Source organism: Treponema sp. B152, assembly GCF_024181665.1.
Lineage (GTDB): Bacteria > Spirochaetota > Spirochaetia > Treponematales > Treponemataceae > Treponema_B > Treponema_B denticola.
Genome location: NZ_CP058668.1, coordinates 2,481,554 through 2,507,623, shown reverse-complemented (window position 1 = coordinate 2,507,623; position 26,070 = coordinate 2,481,554). Strand labels below are relative to the sequence as shown.

At 38.5% G+C, this 26,070-nt stretch carries 25 protein-coding genes, 2 tRNA genes, 2 other RNA genes and 1 pseudogene; 20 read left to right on the top strand and 10 right to left on the bottom strand.

What is annotated here, in order from left to right:
• The first annotated feature begins 102 nt into the window (after nt 1–102).
• The 14 genes from HYB91_RS11815 to HYB91_RS11750 all read left to right on the top strand — a co-directional run bounded on the left by HYB91_RS11815 (nt 103) and on the right by HYB91_RS11750 (nt 13,530).
• Entirely contained in the window at nt 103–1,098 is a 996-nt protein-coding gene (locus tag HYB91_RS11815; RefSeq protein WP_002676535.1) for a hypothetical protein, read from the top strand.
• A 28-nt stretch (nt 1,099–1,126) separates the two neighbouring features.
• Nucleotides 1,127–1,486, top strand: a complete 360-nt coding sequence (locus tag HYB91_RS11810; RefSeq protein WP_002676537.1) for a head decoration protein — start codon at nt 1,127–1,129, stop codon at nt 1,484–1,486.
• Nucleotides 1,486–2,478 (top strand): major capsid protein, encoded by a 993-nt coding sequence (locus tag HYB91_RS11805; protein ID WP_002676539.1) that lies wholly within the window; start codon nt 1,486–1,488, stop codon nt 2,476–2,478. Before HYB91_RS11810 ends, HYB91_RS11805 begins: the two co-directional genes overlap by 1 nt.
• A 23-nt stretch (nt 2,479–2,501) precedes the next feature.
• The gene (locus HYB91_RS11800) at nt 2,502–2,975 is read left to right on the top strand and encodes a hypothetical protein (RefSeq protein WP_002676540.1); all 474 of its coding nucleotides are present in this window, start codon (nt 2,502–2,504) and stop codon (nt 2,973–2,975) included.
• A 10-nt stretch (nt 2,976–2,985) separates the two neighbouring features.
• Nucleotides 2,986–3,612, top strand: coding sequence for a phage virion morphogenesis family protein (locus HYB91_RS11795; RefSeq protein ID WP_002676542.1), 627 nt, complete (start codon nt 2,986–2,988; stop codon nt 3,610–3,612).
• Nucleotides 3,602–4,054, top strand: coding sequence for a hypothetical protein (locus HYB91_RS11790; RefSeq protein WP_002676543.1), 453 nt, complete (start codon nt 3,602–3,604; stop codon nt 4,052–4,054). The genes HYB91_RS11795 and HYB91_RS11790 overlap by 11 nt, the downstream gene beginning before the upstream one ends.
• Before the next feature lie 22 nt (nt 4,055–4,076).
• Nucleotides 4,077–4,922 carry a hypothetical protein gene (locus tag HYB91_RS11785; RefSeq protein WP_002676544.1) on the top strand — a complete coding sequence of 282 codons (846 nt, stop codon included), beginning with the start codon at nt 4,077–4,079 and terminating at the stop codon, nt 4,920–4,922.
• A 71-nt stretch (nt 4,923–4,993) separates the two neighbouring features.
• Nucleotides 4,994–5,383, top strand: a complete 390-nt coding sequence (locus HYB91_RS11780; RefSeq protein WP_002676546.1) for a hypothetical protein — start codon at nt 4,994–4,996, stop codon at nt 5,381–5,383.
• Nucleotides 5,384–5,400: 17 nt separating this feature from the next.
• Nucleotides 5,401–5,565, top strand: a complete 165-nt coding sequence (locus HYB91_RS11775; RefSeq protein ID WP_002676549.1) for a hypothetical protein — start codon at nt 5,401–5,403, stop codon at nt 5,563–5,565.
• 8 nt (nt 5,566–5,573) lie between these two features.
• Entirely contained in the window at nt 5,574–9,278 is a 3,705-nt protein-coding gene (locus HYB91_RS11770; protein WP_002676550.1) for a phage tail tape measure protein, read from the top strand.
• Nucleotide 9,279: 1 nt separating this feature from the next.
• A complete protein-coding gene (locus tag HYB91_RS11765; protein ID WP_002676551.1) occupies nt 9,280–9,717 on the top strand; it encodes a hypothetical protein in 438 nt (145 codons plus the stop codon).
• A gap of 11 nt (nt 9,718–9,728) precedes the next feature.
• Nucleotides 9,729–10,310: a hypothetical protein gene (locus HYB91_RS11760; RefSeq protein WP_002676553.1), complete on the top strand. Its 582-nt coding sequence runs from the start codon at nt 9,729–9,731 to the stop codon at nt 10,308–10,310.
• 5 nt (nt 10,311–10,315) lie between these two features.
• Complete coding sequence (locus HYB91_RS11755; protein ID WP_002676554.1) at nt 10,316–12,682, top strand: hypothetical protein; 2,367 nt, start codon at nt 10,316–10,318, stop codon at nt 12,680–12,682.
• Between the two features lie 11 nt (nt 12,683–12,693).
• Nucleotides 12,694–13,530, top strand: coding sequence for a hypothetical protein (locus HYB91_RS11750; protein ID WP_002676555.1), 837 nt, complete (start codon nt 12,694–12,696; stop codon nt 13,528–13,530).
• 239 nt (nt 13,531–13,769) lie between these two features.
• On the opposite strand, the gene HYB91_RS11745 is transcribed toward HYB91_RS11750, so the two are convergent.
• Entirely contained in the window at nt 13,770–14,588 is an 819-nt protein-coding gene (locus tag HYB91_RS11745) for a hypothetical protein (protein WP_253719541.1), read from the bottom strand.
• 90 nt (nt 14,589–14,678) lie between these two features.
• On the opposite strand from HYB91_RS11745, the gene HYB91_RS12960 reads away from it, so the two are divergent.
• Complete coding sequence (locus HYB91_RS12960) at nt 14,679–14,810, top strand: hypothetical protein (RefSeq protein ID WP_256489021.1); 132 nt, start codon at nt 14,679–14,681, stop codon at nt 14,808–14,810.
• A gap of 158 nt (nt 14,811–14,968) precedes the next feature.
• Nucleotides 14,969–15,781: a DNA adenine methylase gene (locus HYB91_RS11740; protein ID WP_002676558.1), complete on the top strand. Its 813-nt coding sequence runs from the start codon at nt 14,969–14,971 to the stop codon at nt 15,779–15,781.
• A gap of 143 nt (nt 15,782–15,924) precedes the next feature.
• Here HYB91_RS11740 and HYB91_RS11735 read toward each other — a convergent pair.
• Nucleotides 15,925–16,716, bottom strand: a pseudogene (locus tag HYB91_RS11735) (leucine-rich repeat domain-containing protein); the annotation flags it as partial.
• Between the two features lie 184 nt (nt 16,717–16,900).
• Between HYB91_RS11735 and HYB91_RS11730 the strand changes: the two are divergent.
• From HYB91_RS11730 to cobO, 4 genes are all read left to right on the top strand, one after another.
• Nucleotides 16,901–18,256 (top strand): GntP family permease, encoded by a 1,356-nt coding sequence (locus HYB91_RS11730; RefSeq protein ID WP_002666512.1) that lies wholly within the window; start codon nt 16,901–16,903, stop codon nt 18,254–18,256.
• Nucleotides 18,257–18,279: 23 nt separating this feature from the next.
• The gene (locus HYB91_RS11725) at nt 18,280–19,446 is read left to right on the top strand and encodes a glycerate kinase family protein (RefSeq protein ID WP_002676560.1); all 1,167 of its coding nucleotides are present in this window, start codon (nt 18,280–18,282) and stop codon (nt 19,444–19,446) included.
• A gap of 46 nt (nt 19,447–19,492) precedes the next feature.
• Nucleotides 19,493–20,779 (top strand): ArsB/NhaD family transporter, encoded by a 1,287-nt coding sequence (locus tag HYB91_RS11720; protein ID WP_002676561.1) that lies wholly within the window; start codon nt 19,493–19,495, stop codon nt 20,777–20,779.
• A 69-nt stretch (nt 20,780–20,848) separates the two neighbouring features.
• The gene (gene cobO / locus HYB91_RS11715) at nt 20,849–21,364 is read left to right on the top strand and encodes a cob(I)yrinic acid a,c-diamide adenosyltransferase (RefSeq protein ID WP_002666509.1); all 516 of its coding nucleotides are present in this window, start codon (nt 20,849–20,851) and stop codon (nt 21,362–21,364) included.
• Nucleotides 21,365–21,369: 5 nt separating this feature from the next.
• Here cobO and ssrA read toward each other — a convergent pair.
• The 8 genes from ssrA to HYB91_RS11675 form a co-directional block, all read right to left on the bottom strand.
• Nucleotides 21,370–21,720, bottom strand: a transfer-messenger RNA (tmRNA) gene (gene ssrA, locus HYB91_RS11710).
• A 71-nt stretch (nt 21,721–21,791) separates the two neighbouring features.
• Nucleotides 21,792–22,523 (bottom strand): ABC transporter permease, encoded by a 732-nt coding sequence (locus HYB91_RS11705; RefSeq protein WP_002676562.1) that lies wholly within the window; start codon nt 22,521–22,523, stop codon nt 21,792–21,794.
• On the bottom strand, nt 22,495–23,472 hold the full coding sequence (locus tag HYB91_RS11700) for an ABC transporter substrate-binding protein (protein ID WP_002666505.1): 978 nt from the start codon (nt 23,470–23,472) through the stop codon (nt 22,495–22,497). Before HYB91_RS11700 ends, HYB91_RS11705 begins: the two co-directional genes overlap by 29 nt.
• 82 nt (nt 23,473–23,554) lie before the next feature.
• Complete coding sequence (locus HYB91_RS11695) at nt 23,555–24,697, bottom strand: tetratricopeptide repeat protein (RefSeq protein ID WP_002676563.1); 1,143 nt, start codon at nt 24,695–24,697, stop codon at nt 23,555–23,557.
• Nucleotides 24,698–24,741: 44 nt separating this feature from the next.
• A complete protein-coding gene (locus tag HYB91_RS11690) occupies nt 24,742–25,686 on the bottom strand; it encodes a cyclic di-GMP binding protein (RefSeq protein ID WP_002666501.1) in 945 nt (314 codons plus the stop codon).
• Between the two features lie 49 nt (nt 25,687–25,735).
• Nucleotides 25,736–25,834, bottom strand: an RNA gene (gene ffs, locus HYB91_RS11685) — signal recognition particle sRNA small type.
• Nucleotides 25,835–25,921, bottom strand: a tRNA-Ser gene (locus HYB91_RS11680). It lies immediately after the preceding RNA gene.
• Between the two features lie 47 nt (nt 25,922–25,968).
• A tRNA-Ser gene (locus tag HYB91_RS11675) sits at nt 25,969–26,053 on the bottom strand.
• Between the last annotated feature and the right edge of the window lie 17 nt (nt 26,054–26,070).

Here is a 26,070-nt window from a genome sequence, read left to right as displayed (position 1 = left end):
CATCTTGCGGGGCTTTTTTTTATCCAAAACCTTTTTCATAAAAATACACAATCCTTTAGCTATGCTCCGTTAAGCCTTTTTTAAGTTTTGTATACTGCCCGTATGAAAACACGAATAAGACAAATTGCACGGGCTGGTATTTTCGGTTCAACCGAAAACCCGCAGACTGTAACGGAACAAGACTTAAAAGAAATCTACGAATCTTTTGCAGAAATGAATTCCAGTCCCATTGTTTTGGGACACGACTTTTCAGGAAGCAATCCCCGCTTCGGTGAAGTAGTCGGCTTGGAGCTTAAAGACGGCTTTTTGTACGGTATTACAAAAGAGCAGGATGCTCTTGCCGATGCCGTAGAGCAAGGCTTCTTTCCCGACCTTTCAATCGGAGCAAAGCGTTCTGCCGAAACTGGAAAACTCTATCTTCATCATCTCGCCTATTTGGGAGAAGAGCCTCCTGCAATTAAAAATTTGCGTTCTTCAATTACCGAATCCCTTGCTGCAATAGCAGCTTCGGACATAAAGGATGTGTTGTTTTTCCCATCCATCAAATCTAAAACAATCGCATTAAGCGATATAGGAGGTTCAAAAGTGAACGAAGAGGAATTGAAAAAAAGAATTGCAGAGCTTGAAGCTCAAAATGCAACTCTTAAACAGGAGCTTGAAAAAGCAAAACAGACAGGAGGCTCTTCGGAAAGTACCGAAAAGCTCAAAGCCGAAAACGAGGAGCTTAAAACAAAACTCGCAAAGCTCGCGGAAAAATATCCGGAAGAGGACTTGGCTCTTTCCGATTCAAATCCGCAAACCAAAGCGCTTTTGTCCGAAATCCGCAAGACCAAAACTGAAAGTTTGTTGGGCTTGGCAAAGGCAAAACTTCCGCCTGCAGCTCATGGTGCTGTGTCGGCCCTTGCCGGTATGCTGCCTGCAACAGGAACTATCGCCCTTTCGGACGGCAAGCAAACTACAGGATTCGATTTGGTTAAAGATATCTTAAACGCTATCCCCGACCAAGTTTTAACGCAGGAAGTTATAGGGCTATCCGATCCCGATTCGGGTAAAACCCAAGAGCCGGTAAGTGCCGCTAAAATGATGGGCTGCATTTAGCATGTATTAAAATCATAAGGAGAAAAAAATGATACTTGGAAATTTAGGAAAAGTAAAGGTGAGCGAAACGGCAGTTGTCGTTGGCGAAAATTTCTTTACTGAAACAATGCCTTTAAAAGACGGCATGAAAAACTTGTTTGCCGGAACCATTTTAAAAATGGGAGCCGGCGAAAAGTTGGAACACCTTGAGGGCACAGGCTCGGAAGATCCGATTGCCGTTTTAAACGAAACAATCGACGGAGAAAGCAAAGACACCTCCGCCGTAGTTATCGTTTTCGGCAGGGTAAAAAGAGAAGCCTTAACCTTTAAGGACGGAACCGCCGTTACCAATGCACAGGTTGAGGCATTGCGCAAAAACGGAATTTATGCAACCAAAGGAGAAAAATAATGCCTTTAAACATTCAATCAACATTGAGCGCGTATTTTACGCCCCGAAACATTCAAGATGTTTTGCTTAAGATGCCTAAACCGAAAAGCTCTATCAAGGACTTACTCTTTTCGGAGAGCAACAAAAAACAAAAGACATCTCCCTTTCTTTCAGTCTCGGAAGTTAAAGATGTAACGGGAGCTGTTCCCGTTGTAAAGCGAGGGGCCGCCTCTTACCCCGTCGGGTCCGGTTCTGAAGAAATAGAACTCATTCAGCCTGAAGGCTTTAAGCCATCAAGTTTTATTTCCGCAAGAGACCTAAACGATTCTATTGCTTTGGGCGATGTTCAAAGCATTAACGAAAAGCTCACCGACAAGGTAGAAGAGCTTAGAAACAGAATCATAACCTCAACGGAAATTCTTTGTGCTCAATCTCTTTCTGGAACTATCGCTTACCCTGCTGCAACTGCAGGCGGTGCATTCGACACCTACAAAGTCGAAATCGGCAAGGCTCAAAAAATGACAGACACCGACATCACCGGTAAGGCTATCAACATATTGCAGGCAAATCTTGAGCAGCATTTTTTGGAGCAAATGAAAACGGGTTATTCAGCCGATATCCGCTTCCTTGCAGGAAGTGATGCTTACGCAGAAATTGTCAAAATAATATCCGGCACTCAAAACGCAAGCATTCCCGTACAGTGGACGGATTGGGGCTGCGTTCTTTTCGGCAAATACAAAATCATGCCCTTAAGTGCAACCTATGCAGTCCCGGGCTCGACAAGTCTTACCAATGTTATCGAATCAAAAACGATAAAGACGATAGACCTTGCAAATCCCGGAACTCTTTTTTACCTTGCTCTTGATGACCTTGATGCAGGATTAAGATCCATGCCGTTTTTTGCGAAACAGGTAGAAAGCAAAGATCCGTCCGGTTACAAAATAATCGGAATGAGTAAGCCGTTCCCTGCCGTTGCAGTCTCAAAAACGGTTGACCGCAAGTACCTTGCGTAAAAAAAAGAAGAGAGAAAAAAGCGATGAGTGATATGTTTAATTTGCCTTCAACCCCTGTTTACTCAAATGAGCAACCCTCCGCTCATGAGCCGCTCAAGCAAGAAAATAATCCTCTTCGCTTTTCAATCTCCGTATCCGACATAAAAGATTTCATAAGCCCTAAGCTCTACGGTGAATTAAGCTGGGATGAAAACCGAAGTGCAGAAGAAGTAACTCAAGACTGTATCGTCAAGGCAACCGCCTTAGCCGAAACTATGCTTCATCTCGTGGACGAAAAATTAAACGAGTACAGCAAAACCCAAGCTGAAATTATTAAAACGCTTACGGTCTACGAACTTTATATGTATAACGGTGATCGTTACAGAGCAAAGGGCTACATGGAAAAAGCCGAACGGTTAATAAGCGACCGTTACCGTTCAATCGAAAAAGAAAGAGAAGCTGCAATTCCTTTTATTGCTGTTTCAAAAGCCAAAAAAGAAAGCTTTAAAATTAAATAGGAGAAAGTAAATGCAGGTAAAAATCGAATTTGAAGAACACATAAAAGGAAGTTTTTTCAATCGTCTTGCGAACCCTAAACCCTTAATGAAAGAGCTGTCTCTTAAAGCTTTATCGGCAATTCAAAAGAACATCGAAGGCGGTATAAAGCCCGATAATGCACCCTTAACTAAGACTGTAAAGCAGGGCAATAATACCTTGCGTGATTCAGGCCGCCTTAGGGCAAGTCTAACAGCCCGTCATTCGGATACGGAAGCAGTTGTAGGTACAAATGTACTTTACGCTCATATTCACAATCCCGAAGACGGAAGAACGGAAACCGTAATCCGTCCTAAAAATGCAAAGTTTTTATGTGTTCCCGCGGGGCCCGAAACTCGTAAACTCTTCCGGAAATACGGTTGGTCTCCTCGTGAAGTAATTGCAGCTCTTGAAGCTAAAGGCTTTGCGGTTTATCGCCCGTACAAAAGAGGCGGCGGGGAACGCAGCAATGTAATTATGGCAAAAGAAAAAGGCAAAGAACCTTTTGCTGTTTTTGTTTTAAAAAAAAGCATAAAGATTCCGGTTCGTCCTTTTATGTTTTTGCCTGATGAAGTAATCGCAGCTATAGAACAAAGGATAGGAGAATATTATGAAGCCTAATTTCCTTGAAGCAGTCAAAGCCTATGCAGCACACTTACAATCACAAACAGGCACTCAGGCTGTTATCATGCCGTCATTGCTTAAAAGTGAAAAGTTCCATGTGGAGCTTAATCTTTTACCTCATCCTGTTATCGTAGGCAACGGCAGAATCCGTCTTAGACTTAGAGCAACCGTCTACGCCGAAATCCCCGCAAGTGATCCCGGTATAAACGACTGCTTAAAGCGCTCCGTTCTTTTAGCAAATTTCTTTGACCAAGCGGAAGGTTTTACCGTCCGCGAGCAATCACATGAGGGACAGGCTGTGTACGGCATGGCTTATCACACATCCCTTCGGGAAGATGACGATCTTTTTTCCGACTTACAGGAAACTGAAGATCGTTCATTTTCGTATAACGAAAGCTGGCTCGTTGAATTGGAAATCAATTCAGACGATTTTATTTAAATTTTTTAAGGAGAAAAAAACTATGGATTTGACAAAATCTCAAAACCCCGACAGCATGGTTCTGGGTTCTGCTAAAATTGAACTTTCAACTCAAGGGATTGAAATCGATAAAATAAAAAAAACTTGGGATTTTAAAGATCTTGAAGATCTGGGATTAGCAAGAGGAATTAAGATTTCTTTTTCGTCGAGTAAGATCGATGTAAAAGCCGATAACGGCACCGTTCCATTAAAAGGTCAAATCGACAATAAAGCAAAAGTCGAATTTGTATTGCTTGAACGGTATGTTCCTCTTTTGGGGAAAATCATGAAAGGAATAGTTACCGTTAAAATTGTTCCGGGTACCAAGAAAAAAGAAACGGAAGTTTTTACCGCCGAAAAAGATAAGTTTTACGAATTTAAGTATGCGAACTATGACGGTTCCAAACCTGAAAATATTGTCATTAAACAGGGCACGAAAACTTTAACCTCAAACACCGATTATATCGTTGAGAAAAATTCGGCAGATATATGGGGTTATAAATTCCCCGCTGCAGGTACTTTGGATGTTTCAAAACCTGTTACAATAGAATATGAGGTTACACGCATTAAAGCCTATTCTCTTTGTAAAGGTTCAGGCGGGGTTGTAGAGCCTATCGCTTTAAAGCTTACAAATAATCGTAAGTCTCAAGACGGCAGAATTATAGCCCGCACTTTTGCATTCCCTTACGGCTTTTATGACGGTGAAGATTCAATCACTTTCAAATCAAAAAACGATTCGGATAATGTTGCTGAAGTTCCTGTCAGCTTTGAATTTTCCCCGCACCCCGATTTGGTCTTAGATAATGAAATGGAATCGGAAAGTCTTTACAAGGAAACCCCTGAAAATTAACAAAAAAAACATATAGCTAGGAATTGGCTCTAACCCAAATTCCTAGCTAAAATATAGGAGAGATAAAAAAAATGGCAAAAAACTTAATCAATCTTGATCTTCTGCGTTCTGAAAGTCAAAAGGTTAAATTTTTAGGAAAAGAATTTGAAGTAGGTTATATCCCGTCAGGGCTTGCAATCCCTTTGATCGAAAATCATAACAAAAACATAAAAGAGCAAAAAGAAAGTGATAGTCAGGAAAAGCTTTTAAAGGACAATATAAAATCCGTTTCTCTTTTTTGCTCATTTTATGAACCGGATTTTACCGAAGAGTTTTTATCAAAACAAGCAAGCGATAAACAAATCGAGCAAATGTATCAGCTCATCGTTTTAGCAATACTTAAAAACTTTTCTGCGGCAGTCTCAAATGATGATTCTGAATCTTCTACCTCTGTTGAAAAAAAAACGACTGGGGAGAACTGATAGATCAGGCAATGCTTATGTATGGAGTTTCAGAAGATCTTATATTAAAAACTTGGTCTTTAGAAACTATTATAAAAAAGGTACGACACGGCTTTGACTTTATTCTTTTACAAAAAGGTGTTGTAAAAGAAAAAAAAGAAAAGCCTTTAAGTGATGATGAAATAAGTAAACTTTATAATTAGGAATAAAAATGGCAGTAACGGCAAGGGAACTTTTATTTAAAATAATAGGCGACTCGGAGCAATTTAATAAGGCTGTAGAAGAAAGCACAAACCGGCTTGATGATTTTAAAAAGAAAACAAAGGACGCTAACGAACTTTTTGGCCAAGTCTCCAAGCAAGCGGCCGTTGCAAGTACGGCAATAGCCGCTTTGGGGATTGCGGCCGCAAAAATGGCTAGAGACTTTAACGAAGGCTTCGGAAAAGTACAAACCCTCATTCCGGGTGCAAAAGAACGGGTAAAAGAATTCCAAGATGAAATTTTAAACCTTTCTCCTGCCGTAGGGAAAACCACAAAAGATTTAACCGACGGTCTTTACGAAGTTATCTCTGCCTTCGGAGACAGTGCCGACAGTGCTAAAAACTTGGAGCTTGCCGCAAAGGGTGCCACGGCAGGAGGAGCGACCACAAAAGACTCTATAGCTCTTCTTTCAGCCGTTACAAAAGGTTATGGCGATACATCTAACATCGCTCAAAAAAAAGTTTCAGACCTTGCTTTCACAACCGTAAAACTCGGACAAACTTCTTTTCCGGAACTTGCCGCTTCAATTCAGCGTGTTACCTCTCAAAGCAATATTTTAAAAATAAGTCAAGAAGAATTGTTTTCCGTATTCTCTTCCGGTACCGGTGTTATAGGAGGAGCTGCGGAAGTCTCGACAAAATTTTCTGCACTGCTTACCGAAATGCAAAAGCCGGGGGACAGGCTCGCAAAAACTTTCAAGGCTCTTGGTGTCGAATCAGGAACTGAACTTATCGAAAACTTTGGAGGTCTTCAAGGTGCATTGCAGGCCTTAAAATCCGAAGCCGAAAAAACGGGAGAACCTATAAGCAATCTTTTCGGTTCTGCCGAAGCCGGAAAACTCGCTCTCTATGCTTCAGGGGAAGGTGCTGCCAAATTTACAAGCGACCTTCAAGCTATGAATCAGGCAGCAGGAGCCACCGAGCAGGCTTTTAAAGACGCCACGACCGAAGGCCCTAACGCCTTCGGCTTTCAACTACAACAAGCAAGCCTGAATGCTCAAGCCTTTGCCGTTAAAGTCGGACAAGAATTGATTCCTACCTTACAATCTCTTTTAAATCCTCTTTTTAAAGGCATTGAATATTTAAAAAATTTAGATGCTCAAACAATTAAAACTATAGTCGGCGTCGGTAAAATAATTCTTACTGCAACAGCATTAACGGCTGTCGTCATGGGTGTAAAAAAAGCTGTCGATGCCGTTAAACTTTCGATGATTGCATTAAAAGGAGCCTTTGCTGCAAATCCTTTTGGTCTTTTTGTTGTTGGTGTAACAACTGCAATAGTTGCCATTAAAGAACTCTGTTCTTGGTTAGACCGTGCTTCCGAAAAGCAAAAAGAAGTAGAACGCCAAGCTCTTCGCTCATCTCTTTCTTTCCCTAAAGAAGCAGAAAGTGCAATCTATCTTTCAAAAGCATACATAGAACTGGCAGACAAAACAAACTTAACGGCGGAAGAAAAACTAAAACTTCAAAAGCAAACCGAGCAGCTTATACAATTATCTCCTGAACTTGCAGGTAAGTTATCACTGGAAGAATCCGGTTATAAAAACAATTTAGAAGTTTTAAAAAATTTTAATGCCGAAAAAATAAAAGAGATCGAACTTAATATTCAAAATGCAAAAACCGCTCATGGAAATATTTCAAGAATTATAGAAGATAATAAAAAGCACCTTGAATTATTAAAACAAACAAACGAATATAAAGTAAATGCAAAAGGTGATTATGGTTATGGTATTAACGATAAACAAATAAAAAAAGAAGAGGCTGCTTTAAAAGAATTAATTGAAAAAGAAAAAATCTTTTCGGAAGAAATTTCAAAAAATGAGATTTTACTTGCCCAATTAAAAGACAGTAAAACTGCATTGGACTCTGAAACCAAAGAAAAACCGGATGCCGGCAAAAATGAAAAATCTGCACATGCAAAAAAATTAGATGATTTAGATGCGGCCTTTAAAAGAGAAACAGAAATCATTTCAAATCGCAATATCGAAAAAAATAAAAAAGATGAAGAATTAAAAGCTGCCGAAGAAAAATACTATAACAATAGGCTTAATCTTCTTGAGCAATTTCATAATGAAAATCTGGAAAAAGGTAAAACATTTGCACAATCTCAAAGAGAGATAGTAGGTGCTGCAAATGAAAGTATAAAAACCGAAACAGAAAAAACAAATGCAGAACTATCCCGTATTGCCGATGAAAAACATAAAAAAGAAATAGACGATATAAATGCGATAGCCGGAAAAACAAAAAAGGCTGTTGAAGATGAAATCGCATTAAAAAAAGAACTAGGGCAAATTGCCGGCAACACAGATAAAGAAAAAGAACGCAATGCGGAACTCGAAAAAACTAAAGCTTATTTGGAAAAACAAAAAGAACTCATGGGCGAGTATTTAAACCTTATCAATTCCGGGAATGAAAAGGACAAGGAAAAAGCTGCCCTTATAAAAAAACAGGTTGAAGCGTTAGGGGCTCTTGCTGATGAAGGACAAGAATCAAGTAAAAAAATAAAAAAGTCGTTTGCTGAAGCAGCCAAAGACATAGCCGATAAAATTTCTGCAATAGGCAATTCAGTTGTACAAGTCTTTTCTTCAATTGCCGATGCTGCGAAAGCGTCGATTGAAAACAAAGAACTTGAGCGTAAGGCTCAAACAGCAGCAAAATTGGCCGAAATAGAACGCGAAAAAAATGAAACTCTTTTAGAACTTGATAATGAACTTTCTGAAATGAGAGAACAAAAACAACAGGAAGATTCCGAGCGGGAAGAACAAAGGCGTAATGAAGAATACGAAAAAAGACTTTTATCCTCTGAGCGAAATATTCAGGAACTTCAGGGACAGTTTGAGGCCGAAACAAATCTTGAAAAATTACGCAACCTTGAAAAACAGCTTGAAGCCGAAAAAAAGAAAAAAGCCGAAGAGTCTGCACGCAAAAAAGAAGATGATGAAAAGAAAAAAAGAGATAAAGAAGCCCGTCTTTATGAGATATCTTTGTTAAATGCAAAATCTCAAGCCGAACATGAATTTGCCATAGCTCGCATCCAAACGGAAAATGCTTCAGGTGATGCAGCCGCAAAGGCCGCTCAGCAGGCAGCTAAATGGCAAAAAGCTCAAGGAATTATAAGCATGTCTATTAAAGGAGCTGAACAAACAGCTCTTGCAGCAGTAGCTATTGCTAGAGCTCTTGGAGGTGATCCATCCGGTGCTATAGAAGCTCCGGCCCGTATTGCCGCGGCCGTTGCTGCAGGTATTCAGGCTGGTGTTATTGCGGGTCAACCTGCACCTCCCGACTATATACAACAGCCCTTGCCGCCGGCCCCGCGGTTAATTAAATTTGCGCAAGGCGGTATCGTCATGCCTTCAAGTGCAGGGACAGGGATTACACTGCCTAACGGAAATGCGGGGCTTGTTGCAGAAGCAGGCCTACCTGAGCTCGTTCTTCCGATAAATGTTCCTAATTTGCAAAATGTATTTAAGGCTGCAGGGCTAAATCAAACAGATAATTCAAAATCATTTAGCTACTCTCCGTCATACAGTATCGAAATAAGTCAAAATAGTGAAAAGTCTTTAGATGAAGCTTTGCTTAATGTGCTTCGCTCTCATGACAGAGAACTTTTAAACATCGTTGAGACAGGTAAACAAAATTGGTTTGTTGGAGGTTAAAATGACTGAAACAGAATATTTAAAGAATCATTATCCGCATGATTTTATTTGTATACAGGATGAATTTTTTCCTCTCCCTAAAGGCGGTAAAATCGACATCGAGGATAAACAAATATCTTCAACTTTTACAACGGCCGACGGTTCAAAGCGGAAAGATATAATCCGTAAATATAAATCAGCCTCTATCAAGTTTTCTGTTTTGCCGCAAAAAGACTTCGAGAGTGTTTGTGAAATTATAACAAAAATCGACAATGCTTTTTATGATAGCTCGAAATATCTGTTTTTAAAAAAAGAAAACATGCCGATCAGTCCTCAAAGTGATTTTAAAGCCTTTTTTACAGCCATAAAAATAGACATTGTACACCCTATTAAATACTCTCATTCTTTCAGAAAAAACTCCGAATTCTTGTATTCAGGAATTACTTTAAAATTGAACTAAAGGAGAAAAAAATGGAACTACGCCCCGAGCTTGAACAAATCTTACTACAATTAAAATCTAATGTTCCAACGACCGTATTAAGCGATGAACCGCTTTTGGAAAACAACTGGAACAGCGTCTGTACTTCAATTAAACTTTTAACCGAAGCTTTAAAAAAAATAAAAGAACTTCCGCCGGATATACCTTTACCCGGCTTTCCTTATTTTAGATGCCCCGGAATGTCTGTTCCTTGGGAAAAATATCCTCAAACAACTGAAGCCCAATGGAAAGCTATTCATGCTCTTTATCCCGGAGATTTTATGCGTCTTGCAGGCGGAAATGCAAGCAAGTTTAAAGAATCGGGAACATCTATATACCATGATCCCGGAATCAAAGGAGACGGCGGAGGTCAGATAGATACAATGCAAAATCACACGCACCCATACACCGATGAACACATCGGAGGTTGGGGTGGGTCATGGCTTGCAGATTATGATTATTGGGCAAGTTCAAGCTCTTCTTCTTCAAAGACAACAGGAGGCGCAAGCGGTAGAACAGGAGAAGAAACTCGACCCTCAAATGTAACTATAGAACTTTATATTTACGCAGGATAAATGTTATGATACCCGTAAAAAAAGAAACCGAGAAAACAATCCTCGGAAATAACAGACTGTACAAAGCTTCTGTATGTTTTAATTTCCTCTCCTGCAAAATTCCTGAAAGCATTAAAATTCAAGCTCCGAATGCCGTTAAGGGTTCTGTCCCCGACCAGATTGTTTCTCCCTTTTTATCTTATATTCAAAACCGTTTCTTTGTCCGGAGTAATTTTGCTTCCCGTCTTTTTCCGAATGCTGAAAATATTCATAAAGACGGAAGGCTTCATCCTGTAAAAAATAGGCCTTACTCACGAATCGGCTATATCGGGAAAAAAGCCTCTCAAACAGGGGATGTAGATGACACAGTTACTCTTTATCTTCCTGAAACTTCTTTAAAAAAAATAACCTTAATAACAAGTGATAATAGAATTATCACAAACGCTGTTATTACAGCTAAAACTCGATTCGGTAAAACTATTGCGAGTTTTACAATTACAAACAACTTAAAAAATAAAATAGTATTCGATTTACCTTGTGATAAGGCCGGTATATTGGAGCTTCATGTTACTAAGGCAACTCCGGATAAGCATATATGGATTTTAGCCTTTTATCCGGGTTTTGAATTTTTAATACATGAAAACGATATTGTGAAAATTAAACATCAAAAAAGAAAAACCGAAAACAAAGAAGGCTCTATTGGCAGGCTCTATGTTAATTCTTTAGACTTGGAATTAAACAACCTTACAAGGCTTTATGATAATCAAAATATAAACAGCCCTTTGTTCGGTTTTTTCAATTCAAATACGACATGTTCAGTTTCGCTTTTATTAAAACAGAGCAAACACAATAAACCATTTTATTTAAACTTCGGTTCATTTTATATTATGAATATAAAAAATGCTGAGCAAAAAGCGACCGTATCGATTAAAGCTCAAGACTATATCGGTGTTAATAAGAATAACTATCTATCTCTTGGTATTCAGGATAATTCCGATGCTTACTCTTGTTTTGTTAAAATTGCAAATGCTCTAAGTCTTTCAGCTTCTCGAATTGACCAAAGTTTAAAACTTATAAAATTAAAAAGACTCCCTTTAAACGGAACGGTCGGAAGTCTTTTAAATAATCTTTGCATTTTAACGAACGCTTTTTGCTCCTGCGATGAAACAGGATCGGCTCTTATCGCCTCTCTTATTCTTTCTAAACATGGATCAGTCCGTTATCCCGTAAGATACTTTTTACTGAATGAGTTTAAATCAAACAATTTAGGCGAATCATCTAGTGCTGCTCCCAATATAATAAATCTTTCATACTCAAATTATGAGTATGAAGGAGAATATCAAATCGGTCAAAAGGATGTCGTCTTATATTCTGAAATCGGTAAACTCGATTTCCCTGAACAATATAAAAATACGCCCTATGGAGAATATCCTATTGGCGGCGGGCTTTCTCCTTCTTGGACTAAAGTATTCAATCTTCCATCTAACTTTGAAGCAATAGAATTTTCTGACACTTTTATTCCAAAGGGCTTAGAATATTCTATTGAGTATTCTTATTCTCCGGAAGGGAAAGCTACTAAGGCCACCGTTAAAGTCTGGAATTTTATCACAAGAAATGAAGGGGAGCAGCTTTCAATTCTTATTATGATTAAGGAAAAGCCTATTCAGATCCTTTTAAAAAAAGAAAATTTTGAAATTCCCAAAATGCCCAAAACTTACATAATTCCTGATGAAAATGAAAATTTTGATATAGCCGATCCTACAGCTGTTGAAAGCAGAAACGAAAAAAATAAACCTGAAGAATTTAAAATAGAACTAAAGGATTCTGTAAGCGTTTCCTCTGTTGAAATTGCGAATAAGTTTTTAAAAAATAAATTCGAATTCTCTTATCGAAAAACAGCCGAAGGACTTCATGTCAAAGTCTGGAACTACTTTCCCGATGTTCCTCAAACTTTAACGGTTAATATTTATGGCAATAGGCTTATTCCCGGAAAGGAAAAGAAAACCATTACAGCTAGAAATAATGATGACATACAAGTCAATGGAGAAATAATTAAAAATATAGAAGTCGGAGCTTTAGCAAGCGATGACATTGCGCGGACTGTCTTAAATTCTATGGCTTATTATTACAGACAATTTTCTAACAATTTATCGGTTCAAGCATGGGCTGATCCTAGGCTTATTCTCTTTGACTTAATCGCTTTTAAAAGTTTAAGAGGCTATGGATTCGTCCAAGGCATTATAGACGAAATTGAACTTGAATATAACGGTTCTCTTTCTCAAAAAATAAAGATCCGGCAAACAAAGAAACATAATAGAGATTCAAGAATTTTTTCACACTTTGTTTTATCTGATAGACCATTACAAGATAAAAAACTTTTACAGTTTATATAAGGAGATTTAAAATGAGTAAACTTTTAAATGCAGATATTTTTATGGAAAACCCCGAAAACTATATTCGAGGAGAAAAAATATCAAATATTGTTCCGAATAATCCGTACTATGTTGAGCACAGCATTTATTTTGCTGAAACTCTTTCTGTTTTTGAAGATATTTCTAAAACGAAAAGATTAGTCCTCGGTCTTGATTATGAGTATAATATTTTGGATTCTATTGCTTCGGAACAATCAAATAAAGATTGTTATAGAGCTATTCTATTTTTAAAATCTTTCTCTGATGTTTACATAGACTATCATTCCTATGGAGATTTTGTATCTGCGGATACCTTTAATAAGTTTTTGAATAATGTAGATGAGGTTCTTCAAACTTCTAAAGAAATTTCCGGGAGAGTCGAAAACCTATCAAAAAAAATGACAAAGCATATTAACGAAACAACTGCCCATGCTGCAACTGAAAGTGTCGTTAATAATTCAATTGCTCTTCGTACAGACTCCGGAACGCTAAAAGCTTCAGCTGCTCAAAATGATGATGACCTAACAACTTTTGCTCAAACAAAAAATCAAATAAGTGACGCAAAAAGCGAAATGTCCGCCAAACTAAAAGAAGCTAAAGATGAGCTGACTCATCAAATTAACACAAAAATAGAAGAACTCATTGATAATGCTCCCGATGCCTTAAACACATTAAAAGAACTCGCTGATGCCCTCACCGAAAACAAAGACGGCATAACAGCCATCAACGCAGCTCTTGCAAACCGTTACACAAAACAAGAAACGGATGAAAAGTTTATTGCAAAAGCTTCTTTTAAATTAACCGATACAACATTAGAAATTACGATATAAGAGGTAAAACTATGCTTAAAGTAAACGGAACCGAAATTAAAAATGTTAAATTTAACGGGGTAGATTTAGATAAAGTGCTTGTAAACGGTGTAATTGTTTTTGAAAAGGTTCAGTTTAATAATACTGTTACAATGCGGATTTTACAAGATTCCATAACCATAACAGTACAAACGAAAGACCTCAGTCCATGTGAAGTCTGGAATGCAGGGAATAAGATAGGTGTGTTAAATAATTATCAATCAACATCTATTCCCATACCTAATAAAAATGAAGCTGTTATTATTAAAGGGAAAGATATAACTTCTCTCGACTGCTCCTCTAATCAGCTTACAAACCTTAATGTCCAAGGCTTGAATAGTTTGCAATCTCTTAACTGCTCCTATAATCCGCTTACAAACCTTAATGTCCAAGGCTTGAATAGTTTGCAACATATCTCCTGCGCCTATAATCCGCTTACAAACCTTAATGTCCAAGGCTTGAATAGTTTGCAATATCTTAACTGCTCCTCTAATCAGCTTACAAGCCTTAATGTCCAGGGCTTGAATAGTTTGCAATATCTCTTCTGCTCCTATAATCCGCTTACAAACCTTAATGTCCAGGGCTTGAATAGTTTGCAATATCTTAACTGCTCCTCTAATCAGCTTACAAGCCTTAATGTCCAGGGCTTGAATAGTTTGCAATCTCTTAACTGCTCCTCTAATCAGCTTACAAACCTTAATGTCCAGGGCTTGAATAGTTTGCAATCTCTTGACTGCTCCTCTAATCAGCTTACAAGCCTTAATGTCCAGGGCTTGAATAGTTTGCAATATCTCTTCTGCTCCTATAATCCGCTTACAAACCTTAATGTCCAAGGCTTGAATAGTTTGCAATATCTTAACTGCTCCTCTAATCCGCTTACAAGCCTTAATGTCCAGGGCTTGAATAGTTTGCAATCTCTCGACTGCTCCTCTACTCAGCTTACAAGCCTTAATGTCCAGGGCTTGAATAGTTTGCAATCTCTTAACTGCTCCTATAATCCGCTTACAAACCTTAATGTCCAAGGCTTGAATAGTTTGCAATCTCTTAACTGCTCCTCTAATCAGCTTACTGCTCAAAATTTTAAAAATATATTTAATAATCTACTTCAAACAGAAAACGGAGAAGCTGTTGTGTATAATGACAATGACAACAACTACAAAGACTTTACCCGCCCGCCTGAGCTGGTCGAGGCTTTTAATGGGGCTAAAGCAAGGGGGTGGAAGTTTTATAAGAATTATGTAAGCGATATTAATTTGCTTTAATAACGGGCAAAAATCGGCGTTCAGTCCACGCCGACAAGTGCTATCGGCACTTACCGGATAACCGGCTTTCACCCGACCTAAGCGCATAGGTAATAAAAGTATCGGTTATTTTTGTCTTTTGATTAAGCCCTAAAATTTTATATTTTAGGAGGCGTGTTATGAAAACACCTTTGACCTATTATGGCGGCAAACAACAACTTGCTTCCAAGATTGTATCTCTTATTCCTGAGCATAGGATTTATTGTGAACCTTTTATAGGCGGGGCAGCAGTCTTTTTTGCAAAGCCTAAATCACAGTCGGAAATCATCAACGATATCAACTCCGAAATCGTTAATTTTTATGAAGTCTTACAGAGAGATTTTACAGCCTTGCAATCGGAAGTTGCTATAAGCCTCCACAGCCGAAGACTTCATAAACATGCGCAAGTCATCTATGACAACCCTGAAATGTTTGACCGCGTAAAACGGGCTTGGGCAATATGGATGTTGGCAAATATGTCTTTCAATAACTCTATGACAGGTGGCTTTACCCATGATAAACAAGGTAAGCTTACACGCTCGTTGTCTATGAAAAGAGCTGGTTTTAAAAAAGAATTGGCCATGAGAATTCAGGATGTTCAAATCGAATGTTGCGATGCTTTAAAAATCATTAGATCTAGGGACAATAAAGACACATTCTTTTATCTCGACCCGCCGTATGTCGGAGCAGATCAAGGGCATTATGATGGTTATACTCAAGAAGACTTTAATGCCTTAATTACAGAACTTTCAAAAATTGAAGGTAAATTCCTTTTAAGTTCTTACAGAAACAAATCTTTAACAGTATCTGTAAAAGAAAATAACTGGTATCAAATTGAACTTAAAATAAACAATCATCCTGGAGCAGCATCTTCTCCAAGTAGAACTAAAATAGAAGTTCTAACGGCAAACTATCCTATAGGGCTCGTCGATAATGAGGTTCAATTGTTATAGCCAAAAGTAAAAAGTGTTCTATCGGCCGTAAAAAGCTTATAGAACACTACTTATATGCACGAAAAAACAGTATAAAACATAAAAAAACACGCTATTTTGCCAAACTAAATGCAAAATTTTGCCATTTTTTGCGCCCCGTTACATATGGATGTAAGAGCATTTTCGGAACAAGCAAGAAATTTTAAATTTTTACAATTATCCGTATTTAAATATGTCAGCTCATTTTCATAGCAATATAAAGTTATAAGAGAAGTATTTTTCGACATATCAAGAAATTTTAATTTATTTTTTTGAGCTTCTAAAGTTCTTAACCCCTTAATATGAGAAACATCGAGTTCTCTGATTAGATTTTCATCACAAAAAATTTCTTTTAAATCGAAATTTTGGCTAAAATCTATAGAAGTCAAATTATTTTTACCGCAAGATAAATATACCAGATTCCTGTTATTTATAAGAGATAAGTCTTGAAGGTTATTATCGGAACAAGAAAGATGTGTTAATGAAGGATTATTAGCTAACTCAATACTTGTTATACGGTTTCCCTCACAAAAAAACCTATTTATTTTACCATATATAGTTATAACCTCACTATCAATAGTATAATCACGATAAGCGGACATACCCGGTACAACAAAAGGCGTTATATCTTCATTTTCATCCATTTTTTTATTTGAATTTAAATCGATCCATATAGGCTCACGATTGGAAACAAATCTTTCAACCCTAAGCTTTATTTTTTCACCCTTTGACTTTGCCGTGGTCAAGCTTATAGATTCCGTATTAGGCAAATTTATGGGTTCTTCTTCTTTAACATCGTTTTTGCCGTCAACAGTTTTTATATCTTGTTCTTTCTCCGGCTTATTATCCGAACAAGCCGCAACAAGAAAAATAAAACTCATAAAAATTATAGTCTTCTTTAGTTTTTTTATACCCATAAAACAAAACCTCGCATTAAAATAATTAAACATGATAAGGCTATGATGACGGTTTTTCAAAATGATGTCAAGACTTTATCAACTTGAAACATAAAACTGAAAGCCTTTACCATATTTAAATTTGCATTATAAACATTTATATGATATAATTCTTCTTACATTTATTAAATGTCCGGAGGTTTATATGCAAGGTATAGCACTTATTATTACATTTGTTATTGCTATTGCTCTTATGATTTTCGCTATTTCAAAGCTGAAAATTCATCCCTTTTTATCGATTATGGGAGTTTCGCTCCTTTTGGCTCTGGCCGCAGGAATACCGTTGGTAAAGATTCCCGGCACAATAGGAGCCGGTTTTAGCGGAACTTTTACAAGTATCGGTATTGTTATTATTCTTGGTGCCCTAATCGGAACAATCCTTGAAAAAACAGGAGCAGCCCTAAAGCTCTCCGATATGGTTATCAAGGTTGTAGGTAAAAAGCATCCTGAACTTGCTATGCTGATTATGGGCTGGATAGTTTCAATTCCCGTATTTTGTGACAGCGGTTTTGTTATTCTAAACCCGATACGCAAGGCTCTTGTTCAAAGAACAAGAATATCGAGCGTTGCAATGACTGTAGCCCTATCGGCCGGTTTGTATATTTCTCACGTATTTATTCCGCCTACACCCGGGCCTATTGCAGCTGCAAGCTCTCTCGGCATAGGAAACAACCTTCTTTTAGTAATCGGCATGGGAGCCCTAGCTTCTATTTTCCCCCTCATTGCAGGTTATTTTTTTGCAAGATATATAGGAACTAAGGTAAAGGCTTCAGAAGACAGCTCTACAGATGAGGTTTCACAATCCTATGAAGAACTGGTTGCAAGTTATGGAACTCTTCCAAACGGTTTTACTGCCATAGCTCCTATTATTGTGCCGATCCTCCTCATGGCTCTTTCTTCAGTTGCTTCTATGGCAAATATGAGCGGTACCGGTGCCGATATCTTAAAATTCCTGGGAGCTCCGATTATGGCCTTAGCGGTAGGTCTCATTTTCGGTGTCATTCTTTTTGCAAGCCAAAAAAAGACAGAGGACTTTTATATTCTCACAAATGAAACCTTAAAGGTTGTAGGCCCCATTCTCTTTGTAACTGCCGCAGGCGGTGTTTTAGGCAAGGTTATAGCTTCATCAAGCTTAGTAGGTTATATTACTGAACATGCTGCCGTTTTAAAAACCGTCGGCATTTTCTTCCCATTCCTCTTGGCTGCTATTTTAAAATCTGCACAAGGTTCATCGACGGTTGCGATTACAACTACTGCAGGAATCCTTGCTCCTCTTATGGCTCCCCTGGGCCTTGCTACCGTTCCTCTATCGGCCTTAACCGTTATGGCAATCGGAGCAGGAGCAATGACCGTTTCTCATGCAAATGACAGTTATTTCTGGGTAGTCACAACCTTCGGCGGTTTAAAAGCTGAAGACGGATACAAGACGCAAACCCTTATGACTCTTGTAATCGGTATTGCCGCAATTATAGGTATATTTATCATATCCTTATTTTTATAGAACGATTTAAAAGAGGTTAAAAGATGAAAAAGATACTGCTTATCCCCGATTCCTTTAAGGGAACAATGAGCTCGGCTCGAATATGCACTTTGATGAAAAATGCGATAAAAGAAATTTTCCCTGAAGCTCAAACCCTTTCAATCCCTGTCGCAGACGGCGGGGAGGGCAGTGTCGACGCCTTTTTAGAAGCTGTAGGCGGAATAAGAAAAACGGTTAAAGTCAAAAATCCTTTTTTTGAAGAAATGGAAGGCTTTTACGGTATTTTAAAAAATGAAGAGCCGAATGCCGAAAAGACTGCCGTAATTGAAATGGCCGCCTGTGCGGGTCTCCCTCTTGCGATAGGAAGGCTTAATCCATCCCTTACCACGACCTATGGAGTAGGTGAACTCATAGCCGATGCCCTTAAAAACGGATGTACAAATATTATAATCGGTTTGGGAGGAAGTGCGACAAATGACGGAGGCTGCGGAGCTGCAGCAGCCTTGGGAGTTAAGTTTTTTGATAAGGAAGGAAAAAGTTTTATTCCGGCAGGCGGAACCTTAAAAAATATTGAACGCATAGATATGACAGGCCTAAACCCTCTTGTAAAAAAAGCAAAGTTTACGACTATGTGCGATATAGATAATCCCCTTTTCGGAAAAACCGGAGCAGCCTACATCTTTGCTCCGCAAAAAGGTGCAGATCCCGGCATGGTTGAAGAACTCGACCAAGGCCTAAAACATCTGGCCTTGGTTGCAGGAAAAACCGAATCCCTCAATTCCGGTTCTAAAACGGCCGAAATCCCCGGTGCAGGAGCTGCCGGAGGCATGGGCTACGGAACTCTTGTCTTTTTAGGTTCCGAGTTAAAAATGGGTATTGAAATTGTTCTTGATACGGTTGACTTTGAGAAAAAACTGGATAATACCGATTTTGTTTTTACGGGAGAAGGCAAATTGGATAGTCAAAGTTTAAGAGGAAAGGTTATTGCAGGCGTTGCCCAAAGAGCCAAAAAGAAAAATGTACCTGTAATAGCTGTCGTAGGCGATGCAGAAGAGGGCATAGACGATATCTATAAAATGGGAGTTTCTGCCGTATTCAGTATAAACCGTCTTGCCGTCCCATTCAGCCAAGCAAAAAAAACAGCCGAAACGGATTTGACCTCAACAATAAAGGATGTCTTGCGCCTAATCAGGATTTTTTCCATATGTTGACAAATTTTCTCATTTAGTGTAAAAATTTACCCTTTAGGAGATTACCATGGTTACAGATCCTCTCATTTTAGCGGCCGTCTTATTCGGATTGACCTATGTTTTGATGATTACCTTGACAAACCACAGGCCGATAGTGGCCTGTTCATCGGCCCTAATCTTCGTACTTTTAGGGATACTCCCTTATAATGAAGTTTTTTTTGCCATTGACTGGAATGTTATTTTAATGATTGCAGGAACAATGGGCTTGGTTGCCCTTTTTACCGAATCTAAAATGCCGCAACGCATTGCAGATAAGATTATAAACAATGTACCCGATGTAAAATGGATTATAGTATGTCTATCCCTCTTTGCGGGTTTTATTTCAGCCTTTATGGATAATGTTGCCACAGTCTTAATGCTGGCTCCCATTGCTGTTGTATTATCGAAAAAGCTCAACATGTCGCCTGTTAAACCCATAATTGCTATTTCGATTTCGGCAAACCTTCAAGGAGCAGCCACCTTGGTAGGAGACACTACCTCAATTCTTTTAGGAAGCCATTTAAACATGACCTTCTTCGACTTTTTTTGGTATTTGGGAAAACCCTCTCTTTTCTTTGCCGTCGAAATTGCAGCTGTTGCCGCCACCGGAATTATCTATTTTATTTTCCGAAAAGCCGTCCAAAAGCCAGATAAGGTTGAACTTACCAAGGTAACGGATTATTTCCCTTCAATTTTACTTCTCGTAATGATAGTGCTTATGATTGGTGCCTCATTTTTGCCGGAAGACAAAAAGCCTCAAACAATAAACGGTTTAATTTGTACAGGCCTTATGATAGCAGGCATTATCTATAATATCATAAAAACAAAAAAACTTGATATTTTAAAAGTCGTCAAAAAAGAACTCAGCTTTGAAACTCTCTTTTTACTGATGGGCCTTTTTACTGTTATTGCAGCCGTTACAAGGGCAGGAGTTATACAGGCCATTGCCGACTGGTTTTTGACCCTCGGCTCAAATGTATTTTTAATTTACACAATAATAGTTTGGGGTTCGGTTTTAATTTCTGCATTTGTAGATAATATTCCATATGTTGCTGCCATGATACCTATTATACAAATACTTTCGGAAGGCCTTAATATAGCTTCGCCCATTTTGTTTTTCGGACTTCTTTCAGGTGCAACCCTCGGCGGGAACATTACGCCCATTGGGGCTTCTGCAAATATTACATCTCTCGGTATTTTAAGAAACGAAGGCCATCAGGTAAAAAACAGCGAATTTATGAAGATGAGCGTTCCTTACACCCTTACTGCAGTTGTAATAGGTTATATTCTTATTTGGCTTTGTTACGGCGTGTAATTGTATCTTTAATAAAAAGCTGGTATAATCAAGGCATAGCGAATTTGCTTAATTTTTCTGGAGGGAAATATGAAAAAAGGTTATGTCCAAGTTTATACCGGAGACGGTAAGGGAAAAACGACAGCAGCTTTCGGGCTTGCTCTTAGAGCCGTATGTGCCGGATACAAGGTTTATATCGGGCAATTTTTAAAGGGAATGAATTACAGCGAGTTAAAAGCCCCTGAGTACCTTCCCAATCTTACAATAGAGCAATACGGAGAAGCTCACTTTGTTCATAATGATCCTACGGAAAAGGATATTCAAAGAGCAAATGAAGGCTTGGATAAGATTGAAAAGATAATTATGTCGGGCGAGTACGATGTTGTAATTATGGAAGAAGTAAATGTTGCCCTTTTATATGGTCTTTTTGATATTGAACGCATCCTGCATATTATCAAAAATAAGCCCGAATCCGTAGAACTCGTCTTAACCGGCCGCTATGCAAATAAAAAAATAATTGAAGCGGCCGACCTTGTAACCGAAATGAAGATGATAAAGCACTATTTTAATGACGGTGTACAAGCAAGGCGTGGTATAGAATCTTAAAAAGCCGATGGAGATGGGGGGAATTGAACCCCCGTCCCGAAAAGGGAATCAGAAGCGTCTACAGGCTTATCGGTGCGAGGTGGTTGTAGGGATCCGGTAGCAGCACCGAAAGCGTCGAATCCTTAGTGTAAAAAAAGTCCCTTTTAACGTTTACACACCGCTAAAAAGCAAGCCCCGATTGGCGTCGGAATCATGCTCCGCTCGGAGCAGTGCAAAGCAGATTCCGCGATTATGCAGCTAAGGCGTAATCGAAACTGTCGTTATTTTCGGCAGTTATAGTGTTTGCCGAATCAGGAGATCGGCACTCCGCCTGCAGCTTAAGCCTCCGTCTTTCCGGTCGAAACCGGAACATCCCCAAGCTGTGAATAAATTACTATATTTATATTAAAAAGTCAAGAATACAGAAAACTAAAATCGAAAAATTATACTATAAAATTTTTTTTACTCCCTTTTGTAAGAGGGAGGCAAGTAAGACGGCTATTCCCGTCCATGCAAAGATAGAAGCGGTTTCTATCTGAATCTTAGCTGTTTGAAAAGCAGAGCCTATGCCGTATTTCGGCTGGCTTAAGACCTCTGCCATTATAACAACCTTCACGGCAAAGCCCGTACTTAAAATATAACCGTTCTTCAAAAAAGGTCTTATGCAGGGAAGGTATAAACTTTTTAATCTTTTACCGAAAGGAACATTAAAATCGTAAGACATTTCTATCAGACCTTTATCTATGTTTTTTACTCCGTCTACAATGTTTCTATACAGAAGAGGAAGAACAATCAAACTTGTTACAAAGATGGGCGTCATATTCGATTTAAACCAAATTAAGGCTAAAAGCAAAACGGATATTGTAGGGCTGGATTTTAAAATATTTTCGGGAACCGATAAAAAATCTTCAATGTTTTTATTTAAGCCGGAAGCTATGCCTAAAAGAAAGGCAATAAAGGAATCTATGGTCAATGTTATAAAAATCCTTATAAGGGTGCTTAAAATAAAAACATAAGTTTCCGGAGCTTTTATAATAACAAAAAGAGCTGATAATATTTCTTTTATAGGGGGGATAATAAGCGGAGCTTTTAAGCCTTGGGCAAATATTTCCCAAAGGATAAGGCAAAAAAAAGCCCCGCCTATTTTAAACTTATTTTGCTTTATAGTAGAAAGCATCATCAGGCAAACTTCCGCCTATAAATTTAGGATCGGCTTCAGCCAAAACCTTCAAATAAGCTTCTACAGCAGGTCTTGCTTTTCCGGCCTCAACAAAAACTATGTTCAGCTTAGGAATAGCCTTGGATAAAATGGGCGGAGGAGGCAATGCAGCAATTTTGGAAGCATACTCGGCAGCCTTTTGAGGGTTCTCCTTTACCCATTCGGAAGACTCTTTAGCCTTATCTAAAAAAGCACTTACATATTCGGGATGTTTTTGTAAAAATTCGGCGTTTACAATTAAAGAAGCTTGAGGATAAGACGCTCCTGAAAAAGCTTTTTTCCATTCTTCCTGAATATCAACAACAATCTTAGTATTGGGCTTTTTTGTCATGATCATGCTGAGAGAAGGTTCTGCAGCAAGGGCATACTTCGCTTTCCCGCTTATAAAAGCAGAGGGAATATCCCCGACAGCACTTAAATACTCAAAACTCACGTCCTTATCAGGATCAATACCGTTCTTCTTCAGCACTTCGCGGGCTGTCAAATCGGGGGTATTATTTCTTCCGAAAGAATAAATAGTTTTGCCCTTTAAGTCTGCTATCGAAGAAACAGGCTCCGAACTTATAAAATAAAGATTTCCCCAAACAATGGGAGCCAACAATTTTATATTTTTCTGTTTGGAATATAAGACCGATGCAAGATTGGTAGGCACGGCTATAATATCGGCCTCCCCAGATAAAACCCTCGCTTGTAAAAGCTCCGGACCTGAAACAACTTCATATTCCGTTTCAGAATTATCAAACTGTGTTTTTTCATACACAAGTTTTGAAAGAGCTGCAGCAGGAGCTCCTGCGGGTAATACAACCTTAACTTTAAAGCTGTCATTTACAGATTTTTCCTTGGTTCCGCCTGCAAATAGTAAGCTAAGGCCAACAAACAAGAAAAAGAAACTCGAATATATTTTTTTCATACTTTCCTCCAATGCCGATTTTCCGGCCGGATAAGAATACTACAAATAATCTTTTTAGGTCAAGAGACTAACCTGATTTAACTTACGCCCGCGATTTACCTAAAACATTTAAAGCGATTTTATCGTCAGGATTTATTTCTAAAACGGTTCTAAAAAAGGCTTCTGCTTCTTCTTGTTTTCCCTGTTTTAGAGCGAGGGTGCCAAGATTGGAAATAATTTTTATATTCTCGGAATCTAAACTCAGGGCATTTATAAGATGTTTTTCAGCTTCATCAAAAAGTTTTAACTCCATCAAACAAATTGCAAGCTCATTGTAAACATCGCAAAGAGGTGCTTTGTCTGAAATTTCGGAATTTTCTAAAAGTTCAATAGCTTTTAAAAAAGAAGATCGGGCATCTTCCCATCTGCTCATCCGTCTTAAAGCCCAGCCCAACAAAAACCAAGCATTCCAAACCTTAGGATTTTTTCGCAAAAAAAGCTTTATACTTTCGGCGGCTTTTTCTTCTTCGCCTAAATCAATATATTTATAGGCTTTTTGGAAAAGTTCATCGTCGAGGGCTTGTTCCGAAATAATTTTAAGCAACTCGGAAGCCTTAGCTTTTCGGAATTCGGCTGTTTCTGCACAGTCATTTTCTATTTCCAAATATGTTTTTAAAAGAGATTTGGCTTTTATATAGTTTTTCTGTTTTATAAAAAAATATGCAGCATTAAAAAAAACGCCCGGCAATGGAGGCTCAAAAAGTATAAGCTCTGAATAAAGCTCTTCGGCTCTTTTATTAAAGCTCAAAGCATCATCAAAAAGTTCTCTCATCTCACAGAATTGAGAACGTTCCTCCATCAAAAGAGCAAGGTTTAATTTGGTTATACCGTCATCCGGATTTAAACCTTCAAGAGAAAGTAAAATCTCTTCAGCCATATCAAAATCATTATTTTTGATTTTGATAATTGCAGCCTCAGTCATTTCTTTACGGATATCGGGACGGAGTAAATTAAATATTTTTCTGTAATACTGAATATTTGGATTTTCCCTGTCATAGGCAAAAACGGTAAGCATTCCGGCTAAAATCATTTCCGGCTTTATATTTTCGGCCTTAAAATCTTCTTTTTGGCCGGGTTCGGATAATTGAATAGGAAGAGGAATTGAAGACTCAAGATTTTCAAAAATCTTGCCGGCTTGTTCAGCCGATATTTTTACATATAAAAGCGAATCGATAGGATTTTGCATTTTATCTCCTAAATATGGTAATTTGAAATTTCAGCAGGTCATTGTTAAGAAATTTGTTCCGGAGCAGAATCAGCAGGGGGCGGCGTTAGAGGAGCCGTATTGGTACCGATTGGAGAAGAAACAGGCGCAAAGGATGAAGCAGGAGCCACATCTTCCAAGAAGTCATCACCAAAACCATCCGAAGCAGGTTTACGCACAACGGAAAAATACTTATTTAAGTACATCTTATACATCATTGGGATATTCTTCGGATAATATTGAACTGCAAGAGCAACCAAGTCTTTTCTACCTTCAACAGGTTCGGTTCTCACAGTTTTTCCCTTTATTCCAAAAACAGACTGCGGATCATCAAAAGCAAAGCGGAGAATTACTTCTTTATTTATTAAAAAGTTAGCAATACCGACAAGAAGAATTTTAGCGCCCGAAAAAGAAAGGTCCCTAATAAGACAGCGTCTGGGAACGGCATCAATATATACAACCGTTCCTTTTTCTACAAGACCTATTTTTCTGCTTATCTCGGGAGTGATAACAACTCGCTCATTTTGGCGTTTTTGTGAATTGATATTAGCTTCAAGTAAGATGCCTAATTTTTCTATTAAATCATCCGGAGCTCTCTGGGTATATTCGAAGGTTATTAAAACAAGATCTTGGTTTCCGGCTTCATAAGAAGAAATACCGACCAACTTAGCTGCAACAAAAAAAGAAAGAGAATCTTTTCCTTCAGTATCAAAAAAGGCAAATCTTATATTTACGGATGTTATGCCGCTCCTCAACCTGGCCAGAAAACCGCTTTTTTTGCCGCAAATTATTTTAGCCTTTGTCATAGAAGCCGAATTGATAATACATGGCCATTGTCCGCCGGAACAACGAACAAAAACCTGTTTAGGCTCAAAATTAAGGGTAGAAACGACTTCTTTTGAGAAAGTTACATCTATATTTTTATATAGATTATAATATCTGTTTAACTGCTGACTTGCTGCAAAGGCCATACTTATATGATAATAGTTATTTGTTAAAAGGTCAATAAGGCTAAAATAAAAAACCCGGGAACACTACGGCACAAAAAGAATTAATCTACCGCTGCTTCCTTCCGGATCTGACGGGGTTCGAAAAACCTTTTTTGCATAGGCCCCGGGACGGAGAGAGAGGGATTCGAACCCTCGGTACCATCTCTGGCACACACGACTTCCAATCGTGTACCTTCGACCACTCGGACATCTCTCCAAAAATAAGGAATGCGTTTACAGTACAATCTTTTCTCCGTCATAAAACGGAGAGAGGGGGATTCGAACCCCCGGTACCTTGCGGTACAACGGTTTTCGAGACCGCCCGATTCGACCGCTCTCGCATCTCTCCAAAAATAAAAAAGCCGG

What these genes read in the sequence shown, in the direction of transcription:
- HYB91_RS11815 (WP_002676535.1), top strand. Translation starts at nt 103, where the DNA reads ATGAAAACACGAATAAGACAAATTGCACGGGCTGGTATTTTCGGTTCA.
- HYB91_RS11810 (WP_002676537.1), top strand. Translation starts at nt 1,127, where the DNA reads ATGATACTTGGAAATTTAGGAAAAGTAAAGGTGAGCGAAACGGCAGTT.
- HYB91_RS11805 (WP_002676539.1), top strand. Translation starts at nt 1,486, where the DNA reads ATGCCTTTAAACATTCAATCAACATTGAGCGCGTATTTTACGCCCCGA.
- HYB91_RS11800 (WP_002676540.1), top strand. Translation starts at nt 2,502, where the DNA reads ATGAGTGATATGTTTAATTTGCCTTCAACCCCTGTTTACTCAAATGAG.
- HYB91_RS11795 (WP_002676542.1), top strand. Translation starts at nt 2,986, where the DNA reads ATGCAGGTAAAAATCGAATTTGAAGAACACATAAAAGGAAGTTTTTTC.
- HYB91_RS11790 (WP_002676543.1), top strand. Translation starts at nt 3,602, where the DNA reads ATGAAGCCTAATTTCCTTGAAGCAGTCAAAGCCTATGCAGCACACTTA.
- HYB91_RS11785 (WP_002676544.1), top strand. Translation starts at nt 4,077, where the DNA reads ATGGATTTGACAAAATCTCAAAACCCCGACAGCATGGTTCTGGGTTCT.
- HYB91_RS11780 (WP_002676546.1), top strand. Translation starts at nt 4,994, where the DNA reads ATGGCAAAAAACTTAATCAATCTTGATCTTCTGCGTTCTGAAAGTCAA.
- HYB91_RS11775 (WP_002676549.1), top strand. Translation starts at nt 5,401, where the DNA reads ATGTATGGAGTTTCAGAAGATCTTATATTAAAAACTTGGTCTTTAGAA.
- HYB91_RS11770 (WP_002676550.1), top strand. Translation starts at nt 5,574, where the DNA reads ATGGCAGTAACGGCAAGGGAACTTTTATTTAAAATAATAGGCGACTCG.
- HYB91_RS11765 (WP_002676551.1), top strand. Translation starts at nt 9,280, where the DNA reads ATGACTGAAACAGAATATTTAAAGAATCATTATCCGCATGATTTTATT.
- HYB91_RS11760 (WP_002676553.1), top strand. Translation starts at nt 9,729, where the DNA reads ATGGAACTACGCCCCGAGCTTGAACAAATCTTACTACAATTAAAATCT.
- HYB91_RS11755 (WP_002676554.1), top strand. Translation starts at nt 10,316, where the DNA reads ATGATACCCGTAAAAAAAGAAACCGAGAAAACAATCCTCGGAAATAAC.
- HYB91_RS11750 (WP_002676555.1), top strand. Translation starts at nt 12,694, where the DNA reads ATGAGTAAACTTTTAAATGCAGATATTTTTATGGAAAACCCCGAAAAC.
- HYB91_RS11740 (WP_002676558.1), top strand. Translation starts at nt 14,969, where the DNA reads ATGAAAACACCTTTGACCTATTATGGCGGCAAACAACAACTTGCTTCC.
- HYB91_RS11730 (WP_002666512.1), top strand. Translation starts at nt 16,901, where the DNA reads ATGCAAGGTATAGCACTTATTATTACATTTGTTATTGCTATTGCTCTT.
- HYB91_RS11725 (WP_002676560.1), top strand. Translation starts at nt 18,280, where the DNA reads ATGAAAAAGATACTGCTTATCCCCGATTCCTTTAAGGGAACAATGAGC.
- HYB91_RS11720 (WP_002676561.1), top strand. Translation starts at nt 19,493, where the DNA reads ATGGTTACAGATCCTCTCATTTTAGCGGCCGTCTTATTCGGATTGACC.
- cobO (WP_002666509.1), top strand. Translation starts at nt 20,849, where the DNA reads ATGAAAAAAGGTTATGTCCAAGTTTATACCGGAGACGGTAAGGGAAAA.
- HYB91_RS11705 (WP_002676562.1), bottom strand. Translation starts at nt 22,523, where the DNA reads ATGATGCTTTCTACTATAAAGCAAAATAAGTTTAAAATAGGCGGGGCT.
- HYB91_RS11700 (WP_002666505.1), bottom strand. Translation starts at nt 23,472, where the DNA reads ATGAAAAAAATATATTCGAGTTTCTTTTTCTTGTTTGTTGGCCTTAGC.
- HYB91_RS11695 (WP_002676563.1), bottom strand. Translation starts at nt 24,697, where the DNA reads ATGCAAAATCCTATCGATTCGCTTTTATATGTAAAAATATCGGCTGAA.
- HYB91_RS11690 (WP_002666501.1), bottom strand. Translation starts at nt 25,686, where the DNA reads ATGGCCTTTGCAGCAAGTCAGCAGTTAAACAGATATTATAATCTATAT.